Here is a 21,523-nt window from a genome sequence, read left to right on the forward strand (position 1 = left end):
TAAGTACTGGACTGATAGGGAGTCGGAATTGGCCACGAGGGTGAATGACGGTTGTGGCGGATCATTGGGGCACGCTGCGTGCTGGTAGGGGAAGAGCGTGTGACGGAGAGGAGAAACTAAGAGGGAAGTGGATTAATACTCAGGGGATGCTCTATAGATAGCGTCAAGCTCTGCTCTTAAAATTGTATTTTGACCTTTGAGAAAGTCCTTGTGGGAGGGAGGAAGAGGATGAATTCTATTTTTCGCTATTTGCTGCTGAATTCTTTTTGGACTTAGTCGGTACTCAGTTCTCGCCGTCTTTTCAGTAGTGTAGGTTTTGAAGTGATTTTTCACCTTCTCGGCGTCTAGAGAACTCATCAGTGATGTAGTTGTTAGCTTGATTTCTTTAATGAAGCTTGCAGAAACAAATCGGGCATGGATCATGATTGTTGAGCAGCCTGAGAGCTTCTCAACCTCCAAAAACGTGAGAAGCCGACTTCTCCAGCGTAGGGCCTGATACAGGCTTTTGCGGGTACATAGATCCCTGCCAGGAAGTCCTGTGCTCCGAATGGCCGGAGCAGTCTCCAAAATGCCCATCTTGATGAGGGTCGGGATATCCTTGACGCCCAATCGTAGTTTGCTGGCTGCTTCGCTAAATAATATTCCTGAGCAGGAGGAGGTCTGGAGTCTGGGGGCTGTAGGAGGCCTAGGAGTGGTAAGAAATGAGAGAAGCTCTGCGGAGATTTTGTCCTTTCGATAGGCGACGAGTGATGAGCCGAAAGCCCTGTTACGTACCTCCTGGATACCCGCCGAAGTCAATAGTTTCTGTACAGTCTTGGGTTTGATTCCTAGATTCTTGGAGATTTCACGGTTGAGTACATAGGTCTGGTGGAACCTTTCGACCTCACTGCAAGGGAATAGCACCCCAACTTTCCTCTGAAACCGCTCTCCCTTAAGTAAGCCAAAGTAGTGAAGACGCTTTATCGTCTGCTTACTCGTGGTCAATGCGTATGCTGCTTCCGTTGCATTCATAAGCCTATTGGCGTTGCACGGATAGGGCTGATGATCGAAGTCATCCCAACTGATTTTGGGACACTCCATCAGTAAGCGGCAGAGATCCTGTACTTGGAATAGTTTGATAGTGGTTCCGGTAGGCCTGCTCTGATTTGGGATCTTGCTCTTCTGGGATCTTTCAATCTTGAAGGTAAATCTGAGCTCTGCTGGATTGAATAATAGTTGGCTACACTCACAGGCGTGAGCTCGGGATGAGGGTTTCTGCTGCGATGCGGCAAAAAAGTACTCGATGGCATAAGTGCGCAATTGGGTGTTGTCTGTCAGTAGCCATGGTGCCAGAATTGCCCGCCGATGTAGGCAAGGGTAAAGAGATTGTTGCTTTCTGATATGGCTGAAGAAGTAGTCTTTATCACCGGTGGCGACGTTTTGGCAATCGGCTAGCAAGTCATGGCTGCGTATTGGGCTTTCTAGATAGCGTGTGCATTTTATCGCTGTGCAGAGGTTTTTCATATAAATATGGTCAGCCTCTTGGAGTGCCTGCGCAACTAGCATCGTGGAGTAACTATTGGCGGGTTGAGTCGTGAGTTGGCGTAAGTCTTGGCCGCAGGCGCAAATCCAGCCTTTTAGGTTGCGCCAGCTAATAGGGACGTTACAGCTAGGGCACGTCAGATAGTAATATTGGCTGTGTTTGGGGCAGATATCACAGAACTCATAAGCATGCATGTGGTGTAAGTAGCCCTCTCTCAGGCAGTCTGGACATATGGCCAGATCTTGGCGCAGCATGTGAGTCGGTAACCGTATCCCGTTAATCGTGAATACGTCGGTGCGATAGCGCATGGACTTGGTGTTAAATATAGATTTAAGTAGTTCTCGATCTTCGTTTCTCAGTGTGGGTTGCCCCAATATCAATCTATATAGATTCGATCCTACCCATTGATTAGCGGGGATCCCACTATTCCCCAGGCCAAAAGACTTAAGGAATTGGTCCACGCAGAGATAACCATTTCTTTGAGCCATTCTCAGGATGGTGCTTGCAAAGCTTTCCTCATCCAGTGGAAGGGCGACATAAGGGATTCTCATCATTATAGCTTACCAAAAAGAATTCCCTGCAGCTCTGCTAGCGAAAGTTCAAAGGGGTTCTTCTTCGTCAGGCGTCGCGCATAATGAATTCGTGTCGCGGCATAAGCCAGGTCTTCACGGATAAACTTTCGGTCGTTTCTTTCCAGTGCCTGTTTCAAGGCGGAGTGTAGCAATAGCCTGAGGATGCGCAGGTTTCCAGCAGTGAAAATAAAAAGTGCCAACAGAAGTTTTTCGTCGCAAAGAACCAACACTTCATCAAACGGCATGGCATTGCTGATTTCTCGGGCAAAGGCCGCCACGAGTGTGGCGTAAACGTCCTGTTCCTCTGGTGTGCCCAGCGAGAAGTTGTACAGGTAAGCCCTGAACGGAAATCTGCCCGCCAGTTGCTCATCTTCATCCACGATCTCCTCACTTTTTCGAGTGCCGGAGAGAATGACAGTGCCTTTGAACGTATTGATCAATACCTTAACCCAGTCGCATACTCCGTTGCGTGTGGGCTCGGCTCCTCGTGATATTAGATGTTGCCACTCATCCAAAATGATGATTTTCGTGCAGCAAGTAGCTAGCAAGGTAAACAATCGACTCTCCAGGTTACTGAGAGATTGATTGTTCTTGTGTGAGCCCAGCTCCTTAAGAATACGATCGACGAGGCCTTTGATCGTTGCATGAGGTGGGACTACACAGCTGATAACCGGCCGCAGGATCGTGACGCCGTCCTTGCTGCGGGTAACTCGGGAGTCACCGACCCGGGCGGTGAGGATTTGACAAATTCGCGTTTTGCCGGTGCCGGCATCGCCGAGCAATAGCACCGAACTTGGCTCGTGGCGGTCACGGGTCATTTCGATTGCCTCATTGATGGTGTCCATCGCATTCTTGAAATACGGGTGGACCACGGTAAATGAGGAAAATCTGGTAAGAATGTCTGTTGTGTCAGGACTCTTCATGCTGAATATCCTCGACGTTAAATGTTTCGAACTTCTCGGTCTCGATGATGCTCAAGGAAACTGAAATTGGGCGGAAATTGGCCTCCTCAGAGTGTACGTAAGGGCGTTCCAGCGATTTGTTTTTCCCGGAGGGACAACTCTTTTTGCCTCGTTGCTTGGCAGAGCGTTGAGCAGCCTTCCTTTTGATCTCTTGGATGTCCTCGAAGAGTTCCTTGCGCACTTTCAATGCCAAGCTCTCATTGAAGTTTGTCCGGCTCTCATTGATCTCTCGCATGACGTTGAGGTGTTCGCTTAAGGTCAATTCATGCTGATATGCTGGTCGGGTTGCAAATGCCGGAATCATCTCTTTAGGCGAATTGCGATGAGCAACCCAGACCTCAGAGAGGTCACATGGGTCGTAATAGACGATAGCGGTTTGTTTTTTTCCCAAGCGTGCGGCAGTTTCTGCAATTCCAGGCCCGGTCCATAAGAGATTGAACATTCTCACACGGCCATTGGACAGTCTGCGATAACAGATGCTACGTGTCAGTTGCTTGAGGTCGGATGAACTGTAGCGTTCTGGCGGTGGTGATTTCTGAAGGAGTTCCAGGCGCTTTTGGTGAGGCGACATGTACAGTTCATCGTGGTAACTGTTATGGTAAATCTTCAGCCACTTGATAAATGCGGTGCGAAGTTCCTGGAGTGTGAGGCAGGCATGCTCTTTTGACTTGTAATCACCCAGCTTGGCGGGCGACTCCTTGGTCGTACCGGGCAGCATATGCACCAACCCCTGATCAACGGTTCGGAAGAAGCGCTCAATAAAGGCTTTCGCGTCCGGTTGTCCTGGAGGGACGTAGCGCAGCGAGATGCCCAGGGTATTGGCAATGTTCTGAAGCCAGTCGTTGGCGTTTTCTGAACCATTATCCAGATCAGCGTTACGCATCTTTCCCCCGCTGTCAGGATCATCCTCGTCTCCTTGAATGGCATTAATGAGAGCTAAAACCACGTGTTCTGCGCAGACGGCGCCAAGCGACATGTGCCAGCCCGTGCATTCTCGCGTGCTAGGGTTGAGTCCTGCGACCAGGACTGGCCGTCCCAAGGGTTGGCCGGTTTCGTCGACAACCACCACATCCATGGTTTTTGTATCAAATTGCACTGTGGCGTACAGGTCGTCCTCCACATAGAGAGCTCGGCCGTGTTTAAAGGTCCTTTGTGCCGCCTTGTTTCCTTCGCGCATACGTACGGCGAGGTAGCGGTCGGTGCTCACCACTTGCCGCCAGAACGTGGCATAGGAGGGCGGTTTTAGTAGCGGCATGTCCGCCTTCGCACGCTTAACGTTTTCCGCCTGAATATGTCCTTTCAGCAAACGGTAGGTGTATTGAATGGTCGGGCGTTCGCGAGTCAAATAGACCGTGTTGATGTAATGTTTCATCATTTCGATTACGGCTAGTTTGATCGCGCGTGACCGATGTGTGGGATAGTTGGGTAGCAATGCCAACGGATTACGATTGTTGCGCAGATAGCGCATGGTCCAGCAGTACACTGTGACGGGGGAGGGTTTGCGCTGATCGCCGAGAGAGGCGGCGGTCACGTCAATCAGTTTGCGCAGACGGCTTCTCGTGCAGCCCGTAAGTTCTTTCTGTTCCAGATAGGCTTCTACATAGGCACGGCGATAGTCATATTTCTGCCGGTCGGCTGCCGAGCGGAGCAACCGAGAAGCGTCGCTGAGCTCGCCAGGGGCGGCCACCTTTTTAGTGATGCTGCCCTGATGTTCCAACACGGCAAACTCCGCGCGTGAGAGGTAGCGTCGCTGGAATCCAGTAAGTGAGCACAGAGAGATCTGGTCATCCAAGACGCAGGTGACGACATAGGTGTCGTGTTCCAGATCGTACTGGGCACCGACCATTGGGGGGCTTGAATGGCTCATGATAATACCTCCAGCGTCGTGCTTGTTGTTAATAAACGGTCCAGATCAACGCCGAAGACCTCGTTGAAAATGGCCAAGTATTTGGCCGAACAGCTGATGGCTGGTAGTTCTCGTAGCAAGGCGTCGAGTGTCAGATGTCTCGGCAAAAGAGGTATTTGGCTAATGAGGTAGGCGTATTCTTCGGGGCGGGTATTGAACGAGCGTGAGTACAGCAGTTTTAGATTTCTCAATAGATGGTGTGGGCGGATATCACTGGTGTCTAAAAGTTGAAGTTCGCTACCGCGCTCGTTGAGTAATTTTTTTGCAGCCGTTAATTTTCGAAGATATTTTGAGGGTAATCGATTTCGATCTGGTTTTACCTCTACATAAAATAGCTCTTCACTACTGTTTACGCAGAAGTCCGGTGTGTAGATAAAAGTTTCGCCGTCATCGAGAAGCGTCAAGGTTTCAGGTTGGCTCCGATAGTCCAAGACTTGCTTATCGAACTCAAGTAGGAGGCAGTAATCTGCTTCCAGCACGCTTTCGCAGATTACTTGACAGTTATTCTTACGGGACGGGAAAAAAACAACATTTTTTCCATAGTGACAGCGAGTCACGTTTCGTGCTGTTTCATTAGCTGCAGCCATGATGAGTCCCCTGGGCTGGATGGGCCTAACCAGGTGCCGTACTCAGTACGCGACGAGAGCAATTCGCATCCTCGCCATGTGTCGACACTCAAGGTCGAGAGTCCTCCTCTTTACGGCCCGGTGTAATACGGAATTTCGAATTTTTTCTTGAGGCTAAATGCGTCTAAACCGGGGCTTAGATAGGGGTGTTGCTTTAGCATTTGCTAGGCGTATGGTGAGGGGGTGTTCTGCTTGGTACGGTATGGGTCGATGGAGCTAGGCAGGCAGCCAACGCGGCATGTCACGCGTTTGCGTTCGCTCTTCATGGGGCACTCGTTGCCTCAGGTGTTTGGTTGTGCGCATAAACCCTATGCCCTAATGACCGCAGGGAATATGTGGGCTGATCGTCAAGTACTGAACGGACTGATGGACAATCCTTATCAAGACTGGCGGGTCTGTTTTCGGGGCGGAAAAATCCGAGATGAAGTGCGTATTCGCTTGTGCGCGGAGTTTCCGATGTTGTCCGAGGTCTATAATAATCCACTCTGGGATGTTCTAAGGGTGCTGGCCACTCAACAACCTACCGATAGCCTTGTGGAACACTTTAAACTGAACGGTCATGATATTGCCGGCTTCTCCAATCCAGACATGGAACGCCTTTGCGGCGTGCCGAGCTGGCAGCGCTTTGGATTGCTATTGGCGATGCTTTTCTCATTCTCTTTGAAGTGGCAGCTGCACAGTCTATGGTTGCAGAAGAATTTTTCGAATTACTTTGAGATAGCTTGTTTGCGCGAACCACTTTGCTTCGTTTCGACGGAACTGTATGAAGTGCTGAGTTCTCTGCTCGCTAAGCGTCAGGATATCGTCATAAATAATTGGCCAGAAACCGCCGAAGCACTTCATCAATCCATCAAATTCAGGAATTATTTGTTTTGCCTGATGCGTGAAATGCAGTGGGCAAAAGACGCGGATGATCGAGGCTATGAACTACTCTGGAAGCTAATGGATCGTCATTGGGCTTGCGAACTCAAGGTGCTGCTGATTGACAGTACGCAGGGGAGTAGAAGGCCCTGTTCCACTGCGTTGCTGCAAAGTGCGAGACGGGCACTAGACTACCAGCGGCGAACTCAACTGCAGTTTGTCGCGTAGGGTGCACACCAAGGCGTCACTCTTACCGGGTCTCTTGTCTGGCGAGGGTACTGGCCTGAGCAATTCGTTCAGGAAGCGTGTGTTGCAGTACCGTCTGCAACTGTTCGATTTGACGGCGCTGGTCACGCAACTGGTGTTGTTGCACGCGTAGCGCTGTTAGGTGCGGACGGAGGCGCTTTTTCAGCGATGATGCTTCTTCCTCTGCATCCAACCGCGCGCGTTGCAGATGTGCCTGTTCGGTGTTCCATGCCGCTTGGCTCTGTTCGATTTGCGCGTGCAGTTCGCGCAGTTCCCGCTCCTTCTCAAACTCCCGCTGAGTCAGCATTTGAGCTTCGGCGATGAGTCGTTCATTGGCGCGATTGAGGGCGACGACATCGTTTTGCTGGCTCATCAACTGGTCTCGCACGATGCGAAGCTCCTTCTTTAACTGTTGGAGTTGCGCTTCATGGCGGCTCAGTTCTTGGGTTCTTAGCTCCTGTTGGTGTTGCCGATAATGTTCGAGGGAGTCGCGCGCATGTCGAAGCTTCTCTTCTAGCGATCGCAGCTGTGCCGCACGCTCCTCCAGCAACAGTTGAGCATTGGTGTCGGCTTGCAGTAGGCGGCGAATCTCGACTTCCCCGTGTTGCTGTTGATTCAGCAACAGGTGTTCACGCTCACGTTGCTCTTGCGCCAGTTGCTTCAGCTGGCTGACTTGCTCCTGCAACTGCTGGATCCGCTCGACCTGAAGTTGTCGTTGATGGCGAAACTCCTCCTTCTCTCTCGCCAGGGCTTCGCGTTGCGTGATGATCGCGTCCTCGGCCGCGGCCTGCAGACGTTCCGCCACGGGTAGCAAGAGATGCTCGAGCTCCCGAATCAACGAGGGCGTTGGATCAGGTCTAGGCTGATTAATGAGTTCCTTCAGATAGCGTTGAATGGTGCTTTTGGATCCGGTGTTACCTAGCTCGATACGGACGTTGTCGATGGTAGGGCGCAAGCCTCGCGCAAGCAGCGCATCGCGAGCCTGTTTGACCAAGGCTTTGTTGACTCCGGCATTGGCCATGGCGACCTCCGACAATTTCGTAGCGTGTCATGGAGTATGGAATTACAGGTGTACTGCCGCCGAATTTTGGCATCAACAGCTGACGAACTGACGTTAGAGAATTGGGATTTCTCTAACGTGAGGCGTGAAAAGCACCGTTATAGGCGGTTATTCGGTACGCGGGAGGTGGCTCATGGCGACTGACCGGGTGACGCACTATATCCAGGCCGGCACGCGTGACAGTACGCTGCGCCGCTATCGCCAGGCCCTGGAGCATTTCGAGGTGGTCTGGGGTGGTTTCCTGCCGGCGACTGCCGAGTCTGTTGCGGCCTACCTGGCGGACTACGCCGGTGAGTTGTCGAGCAGCACGCTGCGCGGGCGTTTGGCGGCGTTGGCGAAATGGCATACGCGCAATGGCTTTGTCGATCCCACCAAATCGTTGCGGGTGCGCGAGGTGTTTCGTGGTATCCGAGCCGAACATCCGCAGGTGGAGCGGCAGGCAGAACCGTTGCAACTGCAGGCGTTGAACCAATGTGTGGAATGGTTGGAGCAGTGCGAGCAGTCGGAGGATGCCGCTGAACGACTGCGCGCTCACCGTGATCGCGCGCTGATCCTATTGGGCTTCTGGCGGGCCTTTCGCAGCGACGAGCTGTGCCGACTGCAGGTGGAACACATCCACGTGCAGCCGTCGCGAAAGCTCGTGGTCTTCGTCCCGCGCAGCAAGGGGGATCGCGAGAACCGCGGGCAACACTTCAGCGTACCGGCCTTGCAGCGTTTGTGCCCGGTGCAGGCCTATGAGACCTGGCTGGCCGTTTCTGGCCTGCAGCAGGGGCCGGTGTTTCGGGCGCTGGATCGCTGGGGGCATCTGGCCGAGGAGGCGCTGCACCCGAACAGCGTGTCACGCATCTTGCGCCAGGCGCTGCTGCACAGTGGTTTGGCGGCTGAGCGTTATAGCAGCCACTCGCTGCGTCGTGGTTTTGCGACCTGGGCCAGCGACAATCGCTGGAGTCAGAAGGCCCTGATGGAGTATGTCGGCTGGCGTGATGGGCGTTCGGCCTTGCGCTATATCGAGCCGGAGATGCCCTTCGGCGAATTGCTGCGCCAGCCCTCCCGGTCGTGACGCGCCAGGGGGAAGGTGGCTGAAGAAAAAATCGACCAGAACCCCCGAAGTGAAGATTTTCTGCGGGGAGTGAGGAAAACTTTCAGGCGGGCGGCGGCCGTGAAGATTTCCTTGCGGCAAGAGGACTGCCGACAAGCATTGCGCGAGGAGTCGTACTACTCAGGTTGGCCATTTGCGCGCATGCTGCATTCAAAGGGGCGGACAACGAGGGGTGTTATGGACGCCGTGGATTTACCGAGGATGTCGGTACCAGCGCTGATGGAGTACCTGCGCGCTGCGGATGGAGTAAGCGTTTCGCTGGAGCGCTACCTTCAGGTGTTCGCCATGCACCCGGAAACCTTGGCGGCTCGGGCGGGCGTGACGTGCAGGGAGCTCTCGCATACGCCGGAGTCGGCGCCAGTGCAGGCGTTTATCCGGGATGCGCTGCGGGTGGTACTGATGTTAGCGGAGAGTGGTTCCTCGCTCGACCGCGTGATTTTCTGTTTCCGTAACGAGCCGCTGCCGGCCTTCGATTATCGAACGGCAGAAGAGTTGGTCAGTGCGGGCAAGACCGACCACGTACTCCAGTTCATCGAGTCTTGGCTAGCAGGGGCTCAAGGATGAGTCGCAAGGCTTCCCTTGGCCCCTCTGCCTATGTCTATGTGGCGTGTTATCGAACACTCCTCAGGGCAGTGGATCGCCGTTATGACGTTCGTGGCTATCTACTGCATGACATGGTGCTGCTATGCCTCGCGAATCATGGCCGGCTGCCACCGGCAAGACGATGCTGTTACCGGGAGTTTGTCCAAGATGAGGCCCTTGATTATCTGGAGCGCATGGCAACTTGGCTACTCTATGGGGCCATGGGACTGCTGGGGCCGAACCGAATAGTGAGCGTTAGTTCTACAGGCGCTGATTAACGTCTACCAGTCTTGGGGGGCGTGGTCTGTTGAATCTCCTGGAGGAAGCGGTTGCGCCGTCTTGAAGGCTGCAACCGTCTCGTTGTTCGATGACTCGGGCATGGGAGCGCGCCATACTTGCATGTGGCGAGGAGAGTGCGCTTAGTCTTTCCCGAGGTGAGGTTATGACCGCTGTTGGGCGAAGACGACCAACTGCCATTGAATCTTACCGGCCCCTGGTGCGTGTTGGTGATGGTTTTGTGGCGGCAGTGTGTGCCCCTTGGCAATTGCGATTTCATCTCCGCAGGCGGTGCATCGGTAAATTCCCGGATTGGTTGCCGTTGCGCCGGGCGCGTGTGTTTCATCAAAGGCGGGATGATTGTTCTGCTGCAAGATTTGCGAATATTTATATTGGGCCATAGTTGTCTGTTCTCGCTGTTTTTAGTTCTCTTCGCAGCGTATAAAGTGCTCGCTGTTCTTGATGTACATTTCTATTCGTTGGTTTTCCCAATGATATTTTTCTGTTTTCTTGTATGAAATGGATGGTTTCCAGATACCGAAAAAGATGTACTCCTCCCCTGGGTTGAAATGTGTGGCGAGATCGGGAGTGGTGACAACGATCTGGGGTTGAGGTTTCTTGATGACGTTCTGGGCGTTTGGGCTGACAAATGGGGGGACGAGCTTGAGTGTATGATATTTCCGTTGGGTCGAAGGCTGCTCGATTCTGTCAATGTGGCCGTTAATAGCTAGGGGAATGGTGTATTGGTCTTTGGGGTAGTACTTGAGAAAAGTATGGAGATTCTCATGGTCAAAGAAAAATCTTGACCACGGGACTTTCATTCCTTTGTGATCTAGGGTGATGAGTTCCTTTAGTTCTTCATTGTTTGCGCAAAGATTGCGAAGCTCAAGTATCTGTTTGAGTGTTTTTAAATAGGTGCTGAGCTTCCCATGGCTGGAGTAGCTCTTCTCTGGGGTGTCTGGGCGCGGTGGTCTAGCTTTTCGTTCGAAAGCCGCCTTTGTAGACTCCCAATATGCATTTTGCAGAATGTGGAGACGCAATTCGTAGCGTGCGTTTTCGATCGCGCCAAATAAGTCGGAATCAGATTCTCTTGCAACAACCGAAAGCGCACCTTTCAAGTTGTATTTACAGTTCTGGTGATGCTCTGAGCTCTTCTTCAGGCGATAGCAAGGGAGAACCTCTATCGTCTGGTCAGCGCATTTTCGAAGGTGTCGTTTGACAAAGCTTATTTCTGCATTGCACACATGGGAGTCGCAGTAGGGTTGGGGGCTTGTGCTGAGCGCTTCATACTGTAGCGCAGTGATGCCGCCCAACCCTTGGATGAGTGCTCGAGGTATCTTGCTCCCCACAGGATCTCCTTGCTATGACTGTATCTCTACTGAATACACTCCTGTGTTTTGCGGAGGAATGCAAGCCTCCGCTACCCTGCTAGGGATTAGACATTCGTTGTGTTTGTTTCCGAAGAGAGCTAACTGTGAGGGTAACTTTTGCATCACTGCTACGAATCGTAGCAGCAATACTCGATTCGACTACCGTAGAGGTCATCCCATATGCTGGTGTGGCTGTGCGGTCGTACTGCTTGTGAAGTTGGCGCTTGTTGTGGCGTGTCTTTTTGTAGAGACGTTGGTTGGCAGCGCACTGGACAGAGAAGAGAAATACTTGGCGATGATCTCCCTTTGGTGCGTAGATTACTTCTACGGTATAGTCTGAACGCTGAGTTAATCCCTTGGGTAGGGATAGTTAAATGTCAAAGCTTGTCGAGTTCCGAGCCGCAGAGAAGGCGCTGGCTGAACAGCTGGCACACTTGGAGTCACTGAAAAACGATGCCGCGCTCAAGGCAGAAATCGAGTTCGAAACGAAAATCAAGGAACTGATGGCGGCCTATGGAAAATCGCTACGAGATATAGTTTCGATTCTCGATCCGGAGACGGTACGTGAAGCCGGTGTGCGTGGCGCTCGCATATCTCAATCGACGCGACGTGCGCGTGCTGTCAAGGTGTATAGGAATCCGCATACTAGTGAGATGGTAGAAACCAAAGGTGGTAACCACAAGGTATTGAAAGCCTGGAAAGCGGAGTATGGCAACGATGTCGTTGAGTCCTGGTTACAAAGCTGATCCGCTGGCTCGCTACGCTTTTGCAGCGTGAGGGGCTGCGACAGGAAGTTGAGGAGGCAGTATAGAAACGACCACTCCTGTCGCAGTATTGACTCCGGAGCTGTACTTCATCTTCCGCTGCATCCTAATGACTTGCTTGTTACTCTTTTGTATTGGCATGGCAATCTGGTTTTCGCTGATCCCCTTGAGTCGCGCCACCAAACACAGTCAAACCGCGAAGCCAGCCTCAATGGTTTCAAGCATATGTATGGTGGTGGTCAGAGTAGGCTGATCGTTATGCCAGTATGCCAGCTAAGAAGAGGTGAGCAGCTCCGCTGAAAAAAGATGTGAACACTTGCTCCTATGTCGGGGGCAGTCCATTGCTGGCACCCTGTTAGGAGTCGTCAAATCGCCTGAGGTGGCAACTGCTGCAGACAGTTGCTTCGAGCTTAGCCCTCGCCGTGCATTTAGCCCCACCAAAGTCACCGCCAACCATCACTCCCGCAGCTGTCATCCGTGCTTTTCGGGAGCATCGCTCTGTGGCTCGAGTGAAGCTGTTCGGGGTGCAGTAGTATCTGTGCGTGCCCGTTGGCCATGGTGTTTCCTACCACCTGCCATGCGCTGATCGGGGGGGAGGAGCCTTGGCTGGCACATCGCTACCAGCGAGCAGAAGGTTTCGAAGCGGCCGGCGAGAGTCCAGAAGATACCTATATGGGCAGCGTTACGCATGATGTCATCGATTGTTTATTACGATACACTTGAACAGTATTTTGTATTTCGTTCATGATTTGGGGCTCCTAATGCTGTCTGCCAGCAATGACCCATAGCGAGAAATGACAGCTTCCAGTCTTTTCGATCAGATGGATTTGTTAGATAGGGTGGCAAACTGATGGTGCATTATTCAAATAAAAACTTCGTGCCTGGCCAGAATATAGGTTTCATGTTGGTCAAGGCGCGGAACATTGTCTCGTGTGAGGCGGATGCTGCCCTGAAGGAACTGGGGGTTACTGGGCAGCAAATGGGCGTGCTGTTAACTCTACGCCGAGGTGAGGCGATTACCTCGGTGGCGCTATCCAAACTCTTCTGTATCGACACTGGTTCGGTCTCACGCATGCTTGACCGGCTTGAGAGCAAAGGACTCGTTCGTCGCATCCGGAGTACCGAGGACCGTCGAGTGATCGTCCTGCGCCTGACTCCGGAGGGGGAGCGAATAGCTGACAGGGGGACTGAGTTCATAGTCCCTTTGCTGAATTCTCGGCTATCGAGGTTCAGTGAGGAAGAGTTCTCCGAATTTTTCCGCTTTCTTCAGATGTTTCTATCTGACTGATCATTAGAGAAATAGGCTGTGTGCTTACGATGCAGATGTGAATGCGAATTCGTGGGCTTCTTTCAAGCGAGGTGGTTTGCCAGGATGAAGCTGAATCGGCCAATTTTCTTTGCTTAGCCCCCTATGTAGACTGCACGTGGTACATCCGTCTTGGGGGCTAGGTTCACCATGCGCCGGCAGTACTCATTTTTGAAATTTCTGATATGTAATACCCACTACTGCAAGTTGTGTCAGAAATTCGACCAACGCGTCGAGCCGGCGGCTTGGTAGGCGCCATTCCGGATAATCGTCAAGGATAGTCATTACACTACGAACGACCAACGTCAGTTTTCCCTCATCCCTAACATACTTGCTCGATATTTGCTTGATGATTCCCCGCATATGCTCAATCTGAGCCAGTCGAATTACCATTATCGCGTTCTTTTGCTCGTTGGTGAGCTGGCGGAGTTCTAGGCGAGATAATACCTGCCTGCCGTGATTAGCAAGACTGAAGTGCACATGTGAATGGATATATTGCCGTAGGCGCTGCAAGCCGCTGGCATTACTCGGATCTTCTGCCCGGAGTGTGTCCAGCAGATCTGACTCATGCTCTTCGATTAGCTCGAACAGCAATGCCTGCTTGCTGTCCATGTGGTTGTATAGCGATCCGGCCTGCATGCCGAGAGCATTGGCGAGCTGGCGCAGGCTGACGCTCTGGAAGCCTTGCTCGACGAACAGCTGGAGTGCCACCCGACGAAGTCTTTCGTGAGCGCAAGGCTGTTTGACCAATTGCGGCTTTGTGTATTCCTCGTGCCGATATAGCATCGATTCGGCGGCTGGGCAGTCGGACTCGGCAGTCGATATGGTTTGTTTCACGATTAATCTCGATGCAGCGTCAAGGCAAGCCCCTGGCCTCCGCCGATGCACAGCGTGACAAGGCCCTTCCTGGCATCGCGGCGGATCATTTCGTACAGGAGGGGAACCAGTACCTGGCAGCCGGAAGGGTCGATCGGGTGGTCAAGAGCGATGGCACCACCATTGACTTTGTCGATGTCCCAACCCTGCTCCCCGCCAACTGACAGAGCCTGCGCGGCGAAGGTTTCGTTGGCTTCTATCAGGTCGAGATCGGCCAGTGCCCAGCCGGCCTTTTCCAGGTATTTGCGGCTGGCTGGGACCGGCCAACACCCATGATTCCCATCGCGGCAGCGGATCGTCTGGGCCGCCATGGCGACTGTCTCAGACCCGACCCGCACAGCTTGCTCATGGGCGGGCACGACATAAGGCAGCCCGGCAGTGATTGCCGCCCGGCGTGCCGGATTCTGTCCGCAGCCCTCGATAAGCACCTGGCAGAGAATCACTTCATCTACGTAGGTTGTAGCCAAGCCTGTTTTGTCTAGCAGGGTGCGGATTACGGCGCTGCCTAATTCGACGGCACTGAAGTCGGCCAGGCTGTCCTGGAAGACACCGATGGCGGTACGGTCGGCGGCGACGACGTCTTGCATGCTACCTCTCCGAATAAAACTGTCTTCGGCCCGAGCTCTCGTCGTGGTCACAACTGGGTGACCTGGATGTGTGCACTCATGCCAGTTGTCTGAGTGGCGTCGTGGAACTGTGCTTCACCACGCAACCGGGCTAGCAATCGTGTCTTGCGCTCTTCGGCGTGGGCTAGATAGCGCTCCTTGACCTGGCCATAGCCGCGTACGGCATCCGGCAATCGAGCTAGCTCCACCGCAGCGGCAAAGTTGTCGGTAGTGAAGCGGGCCAGCACTTCGTCGAGGATCGCCTCGTAGCTTTCCAGCCATGCGCGCTCGACCTTGCGCTCATGGGTGCGAGCGAAGGGGTCGAGCCAGGTGTTACGCAGGCGCCGGAAACGGGCGAGCAGGCGGAAGCCCTTGAGCATCCATGGACCGAAGCTGCGCTTGGCCGGTTCTACACCCGGTGCAGTCTTGTTGAGCAGTGGTGGGGCCAGATGGAAGTTCAGGTGGTAATTGCCCTCGAAGGTTGCCTCGATCTTACGAATGAACTCGTCGTTGGCGAAAAGACGGGCTACTTCATACTCGTCCTTGATCGCCAGTGCCTTGAAGTAATAGCGCGCCACTGCCTCGGTGAGGGCGCCGGGCTGGCCATTGAGGGTGCTTTCCGCGACGCTGAAGCGTTCGACGCGCTTACGATAGCGCTCGGCGTAGGCAGCGTCCTGATAGTCGGTCAGGAACTTGGTGCGCCGGGCAACGATCTCGTCCAGGTTCTGCGACAACTGCCGGTCGCGGCTCTCGACCCTGCCCGCTGCGAGCAACTGGCGTACTCGTTGCGAGTCAACTGCGTAGCGGCGGCCCCAGACGAAGGCAGTGCGATTGAACTCAACCGCCGTGCCGTTAAGTTCGATGGCCTCCAGCAGGGCCGTCTCGCCTATCGGCAACCAACCTTTCTGGTAGGCATAGCCGAGCATGAGGGTATTAGTGGCGATGGAGTCGCCCATCAGAGCGGTAGCGATCGCGCTGGCATCGACAAATTCCGCCCGCTCCGCGCCGACTGCTTCGTTGATTTGTGCGGCCATTTCGTGACTGCGGAAGCGAGGGTCGGGGTTTTCCAGCAGGTCACCGGTTTCCGCCTGGCGGGCGAAGGTGCGGACGAAGGCGCTGGTGATGCTTTCTTCGCTGTTGATCAGGGCTTGACTGACGCCCTGGCGCAGCTTGGCCAGGGTCTCTGTGTTGGCACTCACCACCAGGTCGCAGCCCAGCAACAGGCTGGCCTCGCCCTCTGCGATGCGGGGGGCGAACAGTTGTTCCTGGCGAGCGGCGATGCGGATGTGTGACCAAACCGCGCCACCTTTCTGCGCCATCCCGGCCATGTCCAGGTTCAGCACGCCCTTGCCCTCAAGGAAAGCTGCCATACCCAGGAGGGCGCCGATGGTGACCACTCCGGTGCCACCGACGCCGGTGACTAGGATGCTGTAGGGCTGCCCGAGGTCGGGCAGCAACGGCTCGGGAAGCTCCCAGACATCCCCGGCGCTCTGCACCAGCGCTTTGGGCTTGCGCAGCCGGCCGCCTTCGACGGTGACAAAGCTTGGGCAGAATCCAGAGAGGCAGGTGAAGTCCTTGTTGCAGGACGACTGGTCAATCTCTCGCTTGCTACCGAACTCGGTCTCCACTGCGACTACCGACATGCAGTTGGACTTATTACTGCAATCGCCGCAGCCTTCGCAAACCGCCTCGTTGATCACTACCCGTCGCGCTGGATCGGGAAATTTGCCGCGCTTGCGACGGCGGCGTTTCTCGGCAGCACAGGTTTGGTCATAGATGATCGCGGATACACCGGGAAATTCACGCAGCTGCTTCTGCACTTCTTCCATCAGGTCGCGATGCCGGACCGGTACCCCGGCTGCCAGGTCGTGTACCTCCTGGTATCTGTCCGGATCGTCGCTGACTACCACGATACGCTGAACGCCTTCGGCGGCGAGTTGTCGGGAGATCTGCGCCACGCTCAGGCTGCCGTCCACCGGTTGCCCTCCGGTCATCGCCACAGCATCGTTGTAGAGGATCTTGTAGGTGATCGGCACCTTGGCCGCCACGGCCGCGCGGATGGCTAGCAGGCCAGAGTGGAAATAGGTGCCATCGCCGAGATTGGCGAACACGTGGCGGGTTTCTGTGAATGGCGCCTGGCCGACCCAGGCCACGCCTTCGCCGCCCATCTGGCTGAAGGTCTCGGTGCGCGGATAGATCCAGGCCGCCATGTAGTGGCAGCCGATGCCTGCCAGAGCTCGGCTGCCCTCCGGTACTTTGGTTGAGGAGTTGTGAGGACATCCGGAGCAGTAGTGCGGTACCCGCTCCATCAGGTTGCTGAATTGCTGCTTGCAACCGAACTGGGCGTCTAGCACCGCCAGGTGCATCTGTAACGGACCGTGCGGGTGCATGCGCAAGATGCGCTTGGCCAGGGCTCGGGCGATCTGCGCCGGCGTCAAGTCGTTGATTGCCGGCAGCAGCCAATCGGTGTGCGGCAGGCTCCACTCGCCCTTGTCGTCGAACTTGCCGACGATGCGCGGGCGCACATCCTCGCGCCAGTTGTACAGCTCCTCCTTGAGCTGGTACTCGATCATGTGGCGCTTTTCCTCGACCACCACGATCTCTTCCAGCCCTTCGGCGAACTGGCGCACTCCCTCGGCCTCTAGCGGCCAGACCATGCCGACCTTGTAGACTCGCAGGCCTATCCGCTCGGCCTGCTCCTGGTCGATTCCGAGAATCTCCAGCGCCTGGCACACATCCAGATAGGACTTGCCGGAGGTGATGATGCCGATGCGTGCCCGACTCGAGTCCAGAGTCACTCGGTTGAGGCCGTTGGCCCGGGCATAGGCGGCGGCTGCGTAGAGTTTGTGCTCCAGCAATCGCTGTTCCTGGGCCAGCGGTGGGTCCGGCCAGCGGATGTTGAGTCCGCCTTCGGGCAGAGCGAAATCGGGAGTGACCGGCTGCACGCGATTGATGTCAAGGTCGACGATGGCCGCGCTTTCTACGGTATCGGCTACCGCCTTGAGCGCTACCCAGCACCCGGAGTAACGCGACATGGCGAATCCGTGCAGACCATAGTCAAGGTACTCCTGCACGCCGGATGGTGCCAGCACCGGCATCATCACGGCCTTGAATATGTGTTCGGTCTGGTGCGGAAGCGAGGAGGAGCGAGCACCGTGGTCATCGCCGGCAATGGCCAGCACGCCGCCGAAGCGTGAGGTACCGGCGGCATTGGCGTGACGGAATACATCGCCGCAGCGGTCCACGCCGGGGCCCTTGCCGTACCAGATACCAAACACGCCGTCGTGCTTGGCGCCGGGGAACAGGTTGACCTGCTGGGTACCCCACAACGAGGTGGCCGCGAGGTCTTCATTGACCCCCGGCTGGAACAACACCTGGTGCTGCTTGAGGTGGTCGCGGGCTTTCCACAGCGCCTGGTCGAAGCCGCCGAGGGGGGAGCCGCGATAGCCGGAGATAAAGCCTGCGGTGTCGAGGCCGCTGTCGAGGTCGCGCTGGCGTTGCATCAATGGTAGCCGGACCAGTGCCTGGATCCCTGTCATCAGGGCCTTTCCGGTCTGCTGGACGTACTTGTCTTCCAAGGAGAGTGGTGTGCTCACGGCTAACCTCCAATTGTTCTTGTCGTTGCGACCGCGCCAGGACGTCTCGCATTTTGTTGAACGAATTATTGGTTAGTGTTCATTTTTTGTTGAGTGATAAAAATTACTTATAGGTATCTGAAAATCTAATGCCTTGGTTTTCGCCTGTGCTTTTCGGCAATAGATTTCTGTGTTTCGGCGATACCCCGATTCGTTGTTTCCGGCCCCGCCCTTCCCGTCTACTAGTACTGCGGTCGTGCCGAGAGACCGTCAGCACCGGCTGAAAATAACAACGAGCAAGACGGAGACTGCTGATGTCGAGTGCCAACCTGATCTGGGGCCATTTGCTGCTGGGTATGCTGGCGGCTCTGGCGTGTGGGGGCATGGTCCAGGCGCAGGAGTTCGAAACTGCCAACCCGGACCTGAAGCTGCGCAGGGACAATACTCTGCGCTACAACCTTGGGGTCCGGACTGAAGGGCGTGATAGTGCCCTGGCCAATAACGCCACCTACGATGAGTCCGATTCGAAGTTTGATCGTGGGGGCGTGGTGACCAACCGCGTTGACCTGATGAGCGAATTCGAACTGACCTGCCGGGAGTACCATGGCTTCCGCGTCAGCGGTGCAGCCTGGTATGACCAGGCCTATGCCGATACGGATGTCGAGACGGCCTCCGGTAACGTCTACTACGCCGGCGCGGGGGCTGGCTCGAGTACCTCCAGTTACAGCGGCAGGCACTGCTCCGGATTCACAAAGCGCTATCACCGAGGCTTGAGCGGCGAGCTGCTTGATGCTTTTGCCTTCACCCGCTTCAACCTCGGCGACGTACCGATCAGCGTACGTGCAGGTCGTCATACGGTGTATTGGGGCAATGGGGTGCTGATCGCCGGCCATGCAGTGTCCTATTCGCAGGCCCCGTTGGATGGACGCAAGGCGGTTAGCAGCCCGGGGACCGAGACACGCGAGATATTTCTGCCCCTGGGCAGTTATCCGCCCAGGCCCAGTTCACCGAGAACCTGTCCGTCGCCGCCCAGTATTTCCTCGAGTGGGAGTCGACCCGCGCGCCGGAGAGTGGCACCTATCTCGCTTCTGCCGGCGTCGCTCTTGAGGGCCCTGACCGGATGCCGTTGTTCACCGGCGTCGCCCGACCGATCAACGATCCGGTGACGCCGCGAAACCGCAGCAACTGGGGGGGGATGGGCACCTATAGCCTGGATTTCCTGCACTCGGACCTCAGTCTGTTCTACCGCCGGTTCGACGACTACAACCCGTGGGGGCTGCAGGTCGGCAGTGACTTCGCACGCTACGTCTACGCCAGGGACGTTCGACTTTACGGCCTGGGGTGGTCGGTGGGACCGGTATAAGGTGGCGGGTCGGTTGGTGTCGACCTTTCCTATCGGCAAAACGCCCCGCTGGTATCGAGCAACTTCAGTATGGCCGACAACGCGGGAGGCCGTGGTGACACCTGAACATCCCCAATGCACTGGACATGCCCTTGCCCCAGGCCGAAGACATTGTCGCCTTGGCTCTGCAGGAGCTGCCTAACGGTCCGACCCTGGTCCATCCCCAATACGTCGACATTACTGGCTCCGGGCAGGCGCCGGGCCGGGTGCGACGCGAGCACGTGATCGCCAAGAGTGCCGAGGCCGCGGTTTTCATCGGCAACGACTGACACACTTACCACGAGAGTGAACGAGGCCTGCTCATGAAAGGTTTCAACAACGCGGAATTAAAGCGGGGCTGGCACGTGATAATTCTGGTAGTCGTCGGAGTGGCGACAAGCTCTAGTTCGCTGCTGCTGTACAGCTTTGGCGCCATGGTTATACCGCTGGAACGGGCCATGGGGTGGGCGCGCACTGACCTGCAGGCGGCGATCACTGCCCTGTCACTGGGCACCATCGTCGGCGTGCAACTGGCCGGCTGGCTCAACCTGCGCTATGACCTGCGCGCCGTCACGCTGGTTTCGCTGGTCGCGCTAGCCCTGAGTGTCTGCACGCTAGCGCGCATCGGTGGTTTTATCTGGACGCTCTACTTGGGGTTCTTCCTAGTGCCGCTAGCCGGGCTGGGTACCTTGCAGATCACTTGGTCGCATCTGGTCAATCTATGGTTCGAAGAAAATCGCGGGCTTGCCCTGGCAATCATCCTCAGCGGCTCCGGTCTTGCCGCAATCGGTTTGGCTTCTGCTTCGTCTGCTTTCTGGTCGGCCCGTTATTGCTGCTGACGCTGGGGGTGTATCCGCGCTTCAGGCAGGAGTCGGCGGTAGTGCATGGATAATTTTCTGGACAAATTATTAAAATGTGCTCAATTAATTGGCTTCTGAAATCGTGTAGAAAAAATAAGAAGGAGGCTGTATGCGCGCTGCTGTGATTTCCGAACGCAATGTTCCGCCGCTGGTGGGCGATTTCTGTGAACCCGAGCTGCAGGACGGTGCGGTCCTGATCGACGTCGACACTGCCGGTCTCGGCGGCTGGGATGTGCTCGGTGCCTATCGCCTAGGGGTGGAGTACCCCTGCGTGATCCGTGGAGAGGGTGTGGGGCACACCACCGATGGCCGCCGCGTGTATTTTGGTGAGCGCTCGGTAGCGCCGTTTGGTGCCTGGGCCGAGCGTACCCTGGTACCTGCTCCCGAGGTGTGGGAGGTACCGGATGACGTCGACGACAAGACCGCCATCAGTATGGGCATCGCCGCTACCGGGGCCATAGTGCCGTTGGAGAAAGCCGAGATCCAGAAGGGCGAGAAGGTGCTCATCCTTGGTGCCACTGGTACCCTCGGCCAAATAGCTCTACAACTGGCTCGTGGTATGGGGGCGGGTAAGGTGGTGGGTGCCGCACGCGCGGAGCAAGCCCTGTTGGGCCTGAAAACGCGTGGTATCGCTGATGAGGTGGTGACTTTGGGGGGAGCGGACGACGTGGCCGCCCTAAAGGACGCCGCCGACGGTGGGTTCGACGTGGTCCTCGATCTGGTCTGTGGCCAACCGATGCTCACCGCCCTGAAGGCCACCAACTGGGGAGCGCGGATCATGACTATCGGTACCGGGGCGGGGCGGCAAGTCAACCTGGACATTGCCGACCTGCTGTTCCGCTCGTTGTCTTGTATCGGCACCGGTCAGCGTCCACCGGCTGAGCGCGAGCAGATCTGGCGGCGTCTTCTGAAGATTGCCAAGGAACAGAATATTTGGATCGACTATATGGACTACACCCTGGACCAGGCCACCGAGGCCTGGGCTGCACAAGTGGCCGGCCCGCACGCGAAGATCACTGCAAGCATCAAACGCTGAGTCGCTTGGGAGCCCGCGGCCTGCATCCCGGCGGTTAA

At 55.6% G+C, this 21,523-nt stretch carries 17 protein-coding genes and 2 pseudogenes; 10 read left to right on the top strand and 9 right to left on the bottom strand.

Features of this window, described 5'->3' with window-relative positions:
• Positions 1-132: 132 nt before the first annotated feature.
• From M8R19_RS25795 to M8R19_RS25810, 4 genes are read right to left on the bottom strand one after another with little or no spacing between them, the layout of a single operon-like run.
• Positions 133-2,076, bottom strand: a complete 1,944-nt coding sequence (locus M8R19_RS25795; RefSeq protein WP_082996346.1) for a TniQ family protein — start codon at positions 2,074-2,076, stop codon at positions 133-135.
• Complete coding sequence (locus tag M8R19_RS25800; protein WP_116424777.1) at positions 2,076-3,017, bottom strand: TniB family NTP-binding protein; 942 nt, start codon at positions 3,015-3,017, stop codon at positions 2,076-2,078. The genes M8R19_RS25795 and M8R19_RS25800 overlap by 1 nt, the downstream gene beginning before the upstream one ends.
• Positions 3,004-4,923, bottom strand: coding sequence for a TnsB C-terminal domain-containing protein (locus tag M8R19_RS25805; RefSeq protein ID WP_082816381.1), 1,920 nt, complete (start codon positions 4,921-4,923; stop codon positions 3,004-3,006). Before M8R19_RS25805 ends, M8R19_RS25800 begins: the two co-directional genes overlap by 14 nt.
• Positions 4,920-5,549, bottom strand: coding sequence for a TnsA endonuclease N-terminal domain-containing protein (locus M8R19_RS25810; RefSeq protein WP_082816380.1), 630 nt, complete (start codon positions 5,547-5,549; stop codon positions 4,920-4,922). The genes M8R19_RS25805 and M8R19_RS25810 overlap by 4 nt, the downstream gene beginning before the upstream one ends.
• Before the next feature lie 405 nt (positions 5,550-5,954).
• Between M8R19_RS25810 and M8R19_RS25815 the strand changes: the two genes are divergently transcribed.
• A complete protein-coding gene (locus M8R19_RS25815) occupies positions 5,955-6,677 on the top strand; it encodes a type 2 periplasmic-binding domain-containing protein (protein WP_141679808.1) in 723 nt (240 codons plus the stop codon).
• A 22-nt stretch (positions 6,678-6,699) separates the two neighbouring features.
• Here the strand turns inward: M8R19_RS25815 and M8R19_RS25820 are convergent, their stop codons facing one another.
• Positions 6,700-7,716 (bottom strand): DNA-binding protein, encoded by a 1,017-nt coding sequence (locus M8R19_RS25820; protein WP_061562293.1) that lies wholly within the window; start codon positions 7,714-7,716, stop codon positions 6,700-6,702.
• Positions 7,717-7,888: 172 nt separating this feature from the next.
• On the opposite strand from M8R19_RS25820, the gene M8R19_RS25825 reads away from it, so the two are divergent.
• Both M8R19_RS25825 and M8R19_RS25830 read left to right on the top strand, forming a co-directional pair.
• Positions 7,889-8,815 (top strand): site-specific integrase, encoded by a 927-nt coding sequence (locus tag M8R19_RS25825; protein ID WP_058490489.1) that lies wholly within the window; start codon positions 7,889-7,891, stop codon positions 8,813-8,815.
• A gap of 15 nt (positions 8,816-8,830) precedes the next feature.
• On the top strand, positions 8,831-9,418 hold the full coding sequence (locus M8R19_RS25830) for a hypothetical protein (RefSeq protein WP_141679809.1): 588 nt from the start codon (positions 8,831-8,833) through the stop codon (positions 9,416-9,418).
• Between the two features lie 716 nt (positions 9,419-10,134).
• On the opposite strand, the gene M8R19_RS25835 is transcribed toward M8R19_RS25830, so the two are convergent.
• Positions 10,135-11,061, bottom strand: a complete 927-nt coding sequence (locus tag M8R19_RS25835) for a hypothetical protein (protein WP_064987638.1) — start codon at positions 11,059-11,061, stop codon at positions 10,135-10,137.
• 395 nt (positions 11,062-11,456) lie between these two features.
• On the opposite strand from M8R19_RS25835, the gene M8R19_RS25840 reads away from it, so the two are divergent.
• Both M8R19_RS25840 and M8R19_RS33520 read left to right on the top strand, forming a co-directional pair.
• Positions 11,457-11,828, top strand: coding sequence for a histone-like nucleoid-structuring protein, MvaT/MvaU family (locus M8R19_RS25840; protein WP_082816379.1), 372 nt, complete (start codon positions 11,457-11,459; stop codon positions 11,826-11,828).
• 919 nt (positions 11,829-12,747) lie between these two features.
• Positions 12,748-13,134, top strand: a complete 387-nt coding sequence (locus tag M8R19_RS33520; RefSeq protein WP_366917379.1) for a MarR family winged helix-turn-helix transcriptional regulator — start codon at positions 12,748-12,750, stop codon at positions 13,132-13,134.
• A 183-nt stretch (positions 13,135-13,317) separates the two neighbouring features.
• On the opposite strand, the gene M8R19_RS25845 is transcribed toward M8R19_RS33520, so the two are convergent.
• The 3 genes from M8R19_RS25845 to M8R19_RS25855 are packed head-to-tail and all read right to left on the bottom strand — an operon-like array spanning position 13,318 to position 18,229.
• A complete protein-coding gene (locus tag M8R19_RS25845; RefSeq protein WP_082816378.1) occupies positions 13,318-13,989 on the bottom strand; it encodes a TetR/AcrR family transcriptional regulator in 672 nt (223 codons plus the stop codon).
• A gap of 2 nt (positions 13,990-13,991) precedes the next feature.
• Positions 13,992-14,615, bottom strand: a complete 624-nt coding sequence (locus tag M8R19_RS25850; RefSeq protein ID WP_058490479.1) for a thiolase family protein — start codon at positions 14,613-14,615, stop codon at positions 13,992-13,994.
• Between the two features lie 47 nt (positions 14,616-14,662).
• Complete coding sequence (locus tag M8R19_RS25855) at positions 14,663-18,229, bottom strand: indolepyruvate ferredoxin oxidoreductase family protein (RefSeq protein WP_058490477.1); 3,567 nt, start codon at positions 18,227-18,229, stop codon at positions 14,663-14,665.
• A gap of 362 nt (positions 18,230-18,591) precedes the next feature.
• Between M8R19_RS25855 and M8R19_RS33330 the strand changes: the two are divergent.
• The 5 genes and pseudogenes from M8R19_RS33330 to M8R19_RS25875 all read left to right on the top strand — a co-directional run.
• Positions 18,592-19,107: pseudogene (locus tag M8R19_RS33330) on the top strand (DUF1302 domain-containing protein); the annotation flags it as partial.
• Between the two features lie 116 nt (positions 19,108-19,223).
• Positions 19,224-19,571 carry a DUF1302 family protein gene (locus tag M8R19_RS33335; RefSeq protein WP_324711414.1) on the top strand — a complete coding sequence of 116 codons (348 nt, stop codon included), beginning with the start codon at positions 19,224-19,226 and terminating at the stop codon, positions 19,569-19,571.
• 131 nt (positions 19,572-19,702) lie between these two features.
• On the top strand, positions 19,703-19,879 hold the full coding sequence (locus tag M8R19_RS25865) for a hypothetical protein (RefSeq protein ID WP_158546392.1): 177 nt from the start codon (positions 19,703-19,705) through the stop codon (positions 19,877-19,879).
• A gap of 33 nt (positions 19,880-19,912) precedes the next feature.
• A pseudogene (locus M8R19_RS25870) lies at positions 19,913-20,383 on the top strand (MFS transporter); the annotation flags it as partial.
• A gap of 175 nt (positions 20,384-20,558) precedes the next feature.
• Positions 20,559-21,485, top strand: a complete 927-nt coding sequence (locus M8R19_RS25875) for a quinone oxidoreductase family protein (protein WP_061562290.1) — start codon at positions 20,559-20,561, stop codon at positions 21,483-21,485.
• The last annotated feature ends 38 nt before the right edge of the window (positions 21,486-21,523 follow it).

It is taken from the genome of Pseudomonas sp. R3.Fl (assembly GCF_023516765.1).
In the GTDB taxonomy this organism is placed as follows: Bacteria; Pseudomonadota; Gammaproteobacteria; order Pseudomonadales; family Pseudomonadaceae; genus Pseudomonas; species Pseudomonas citronellolis.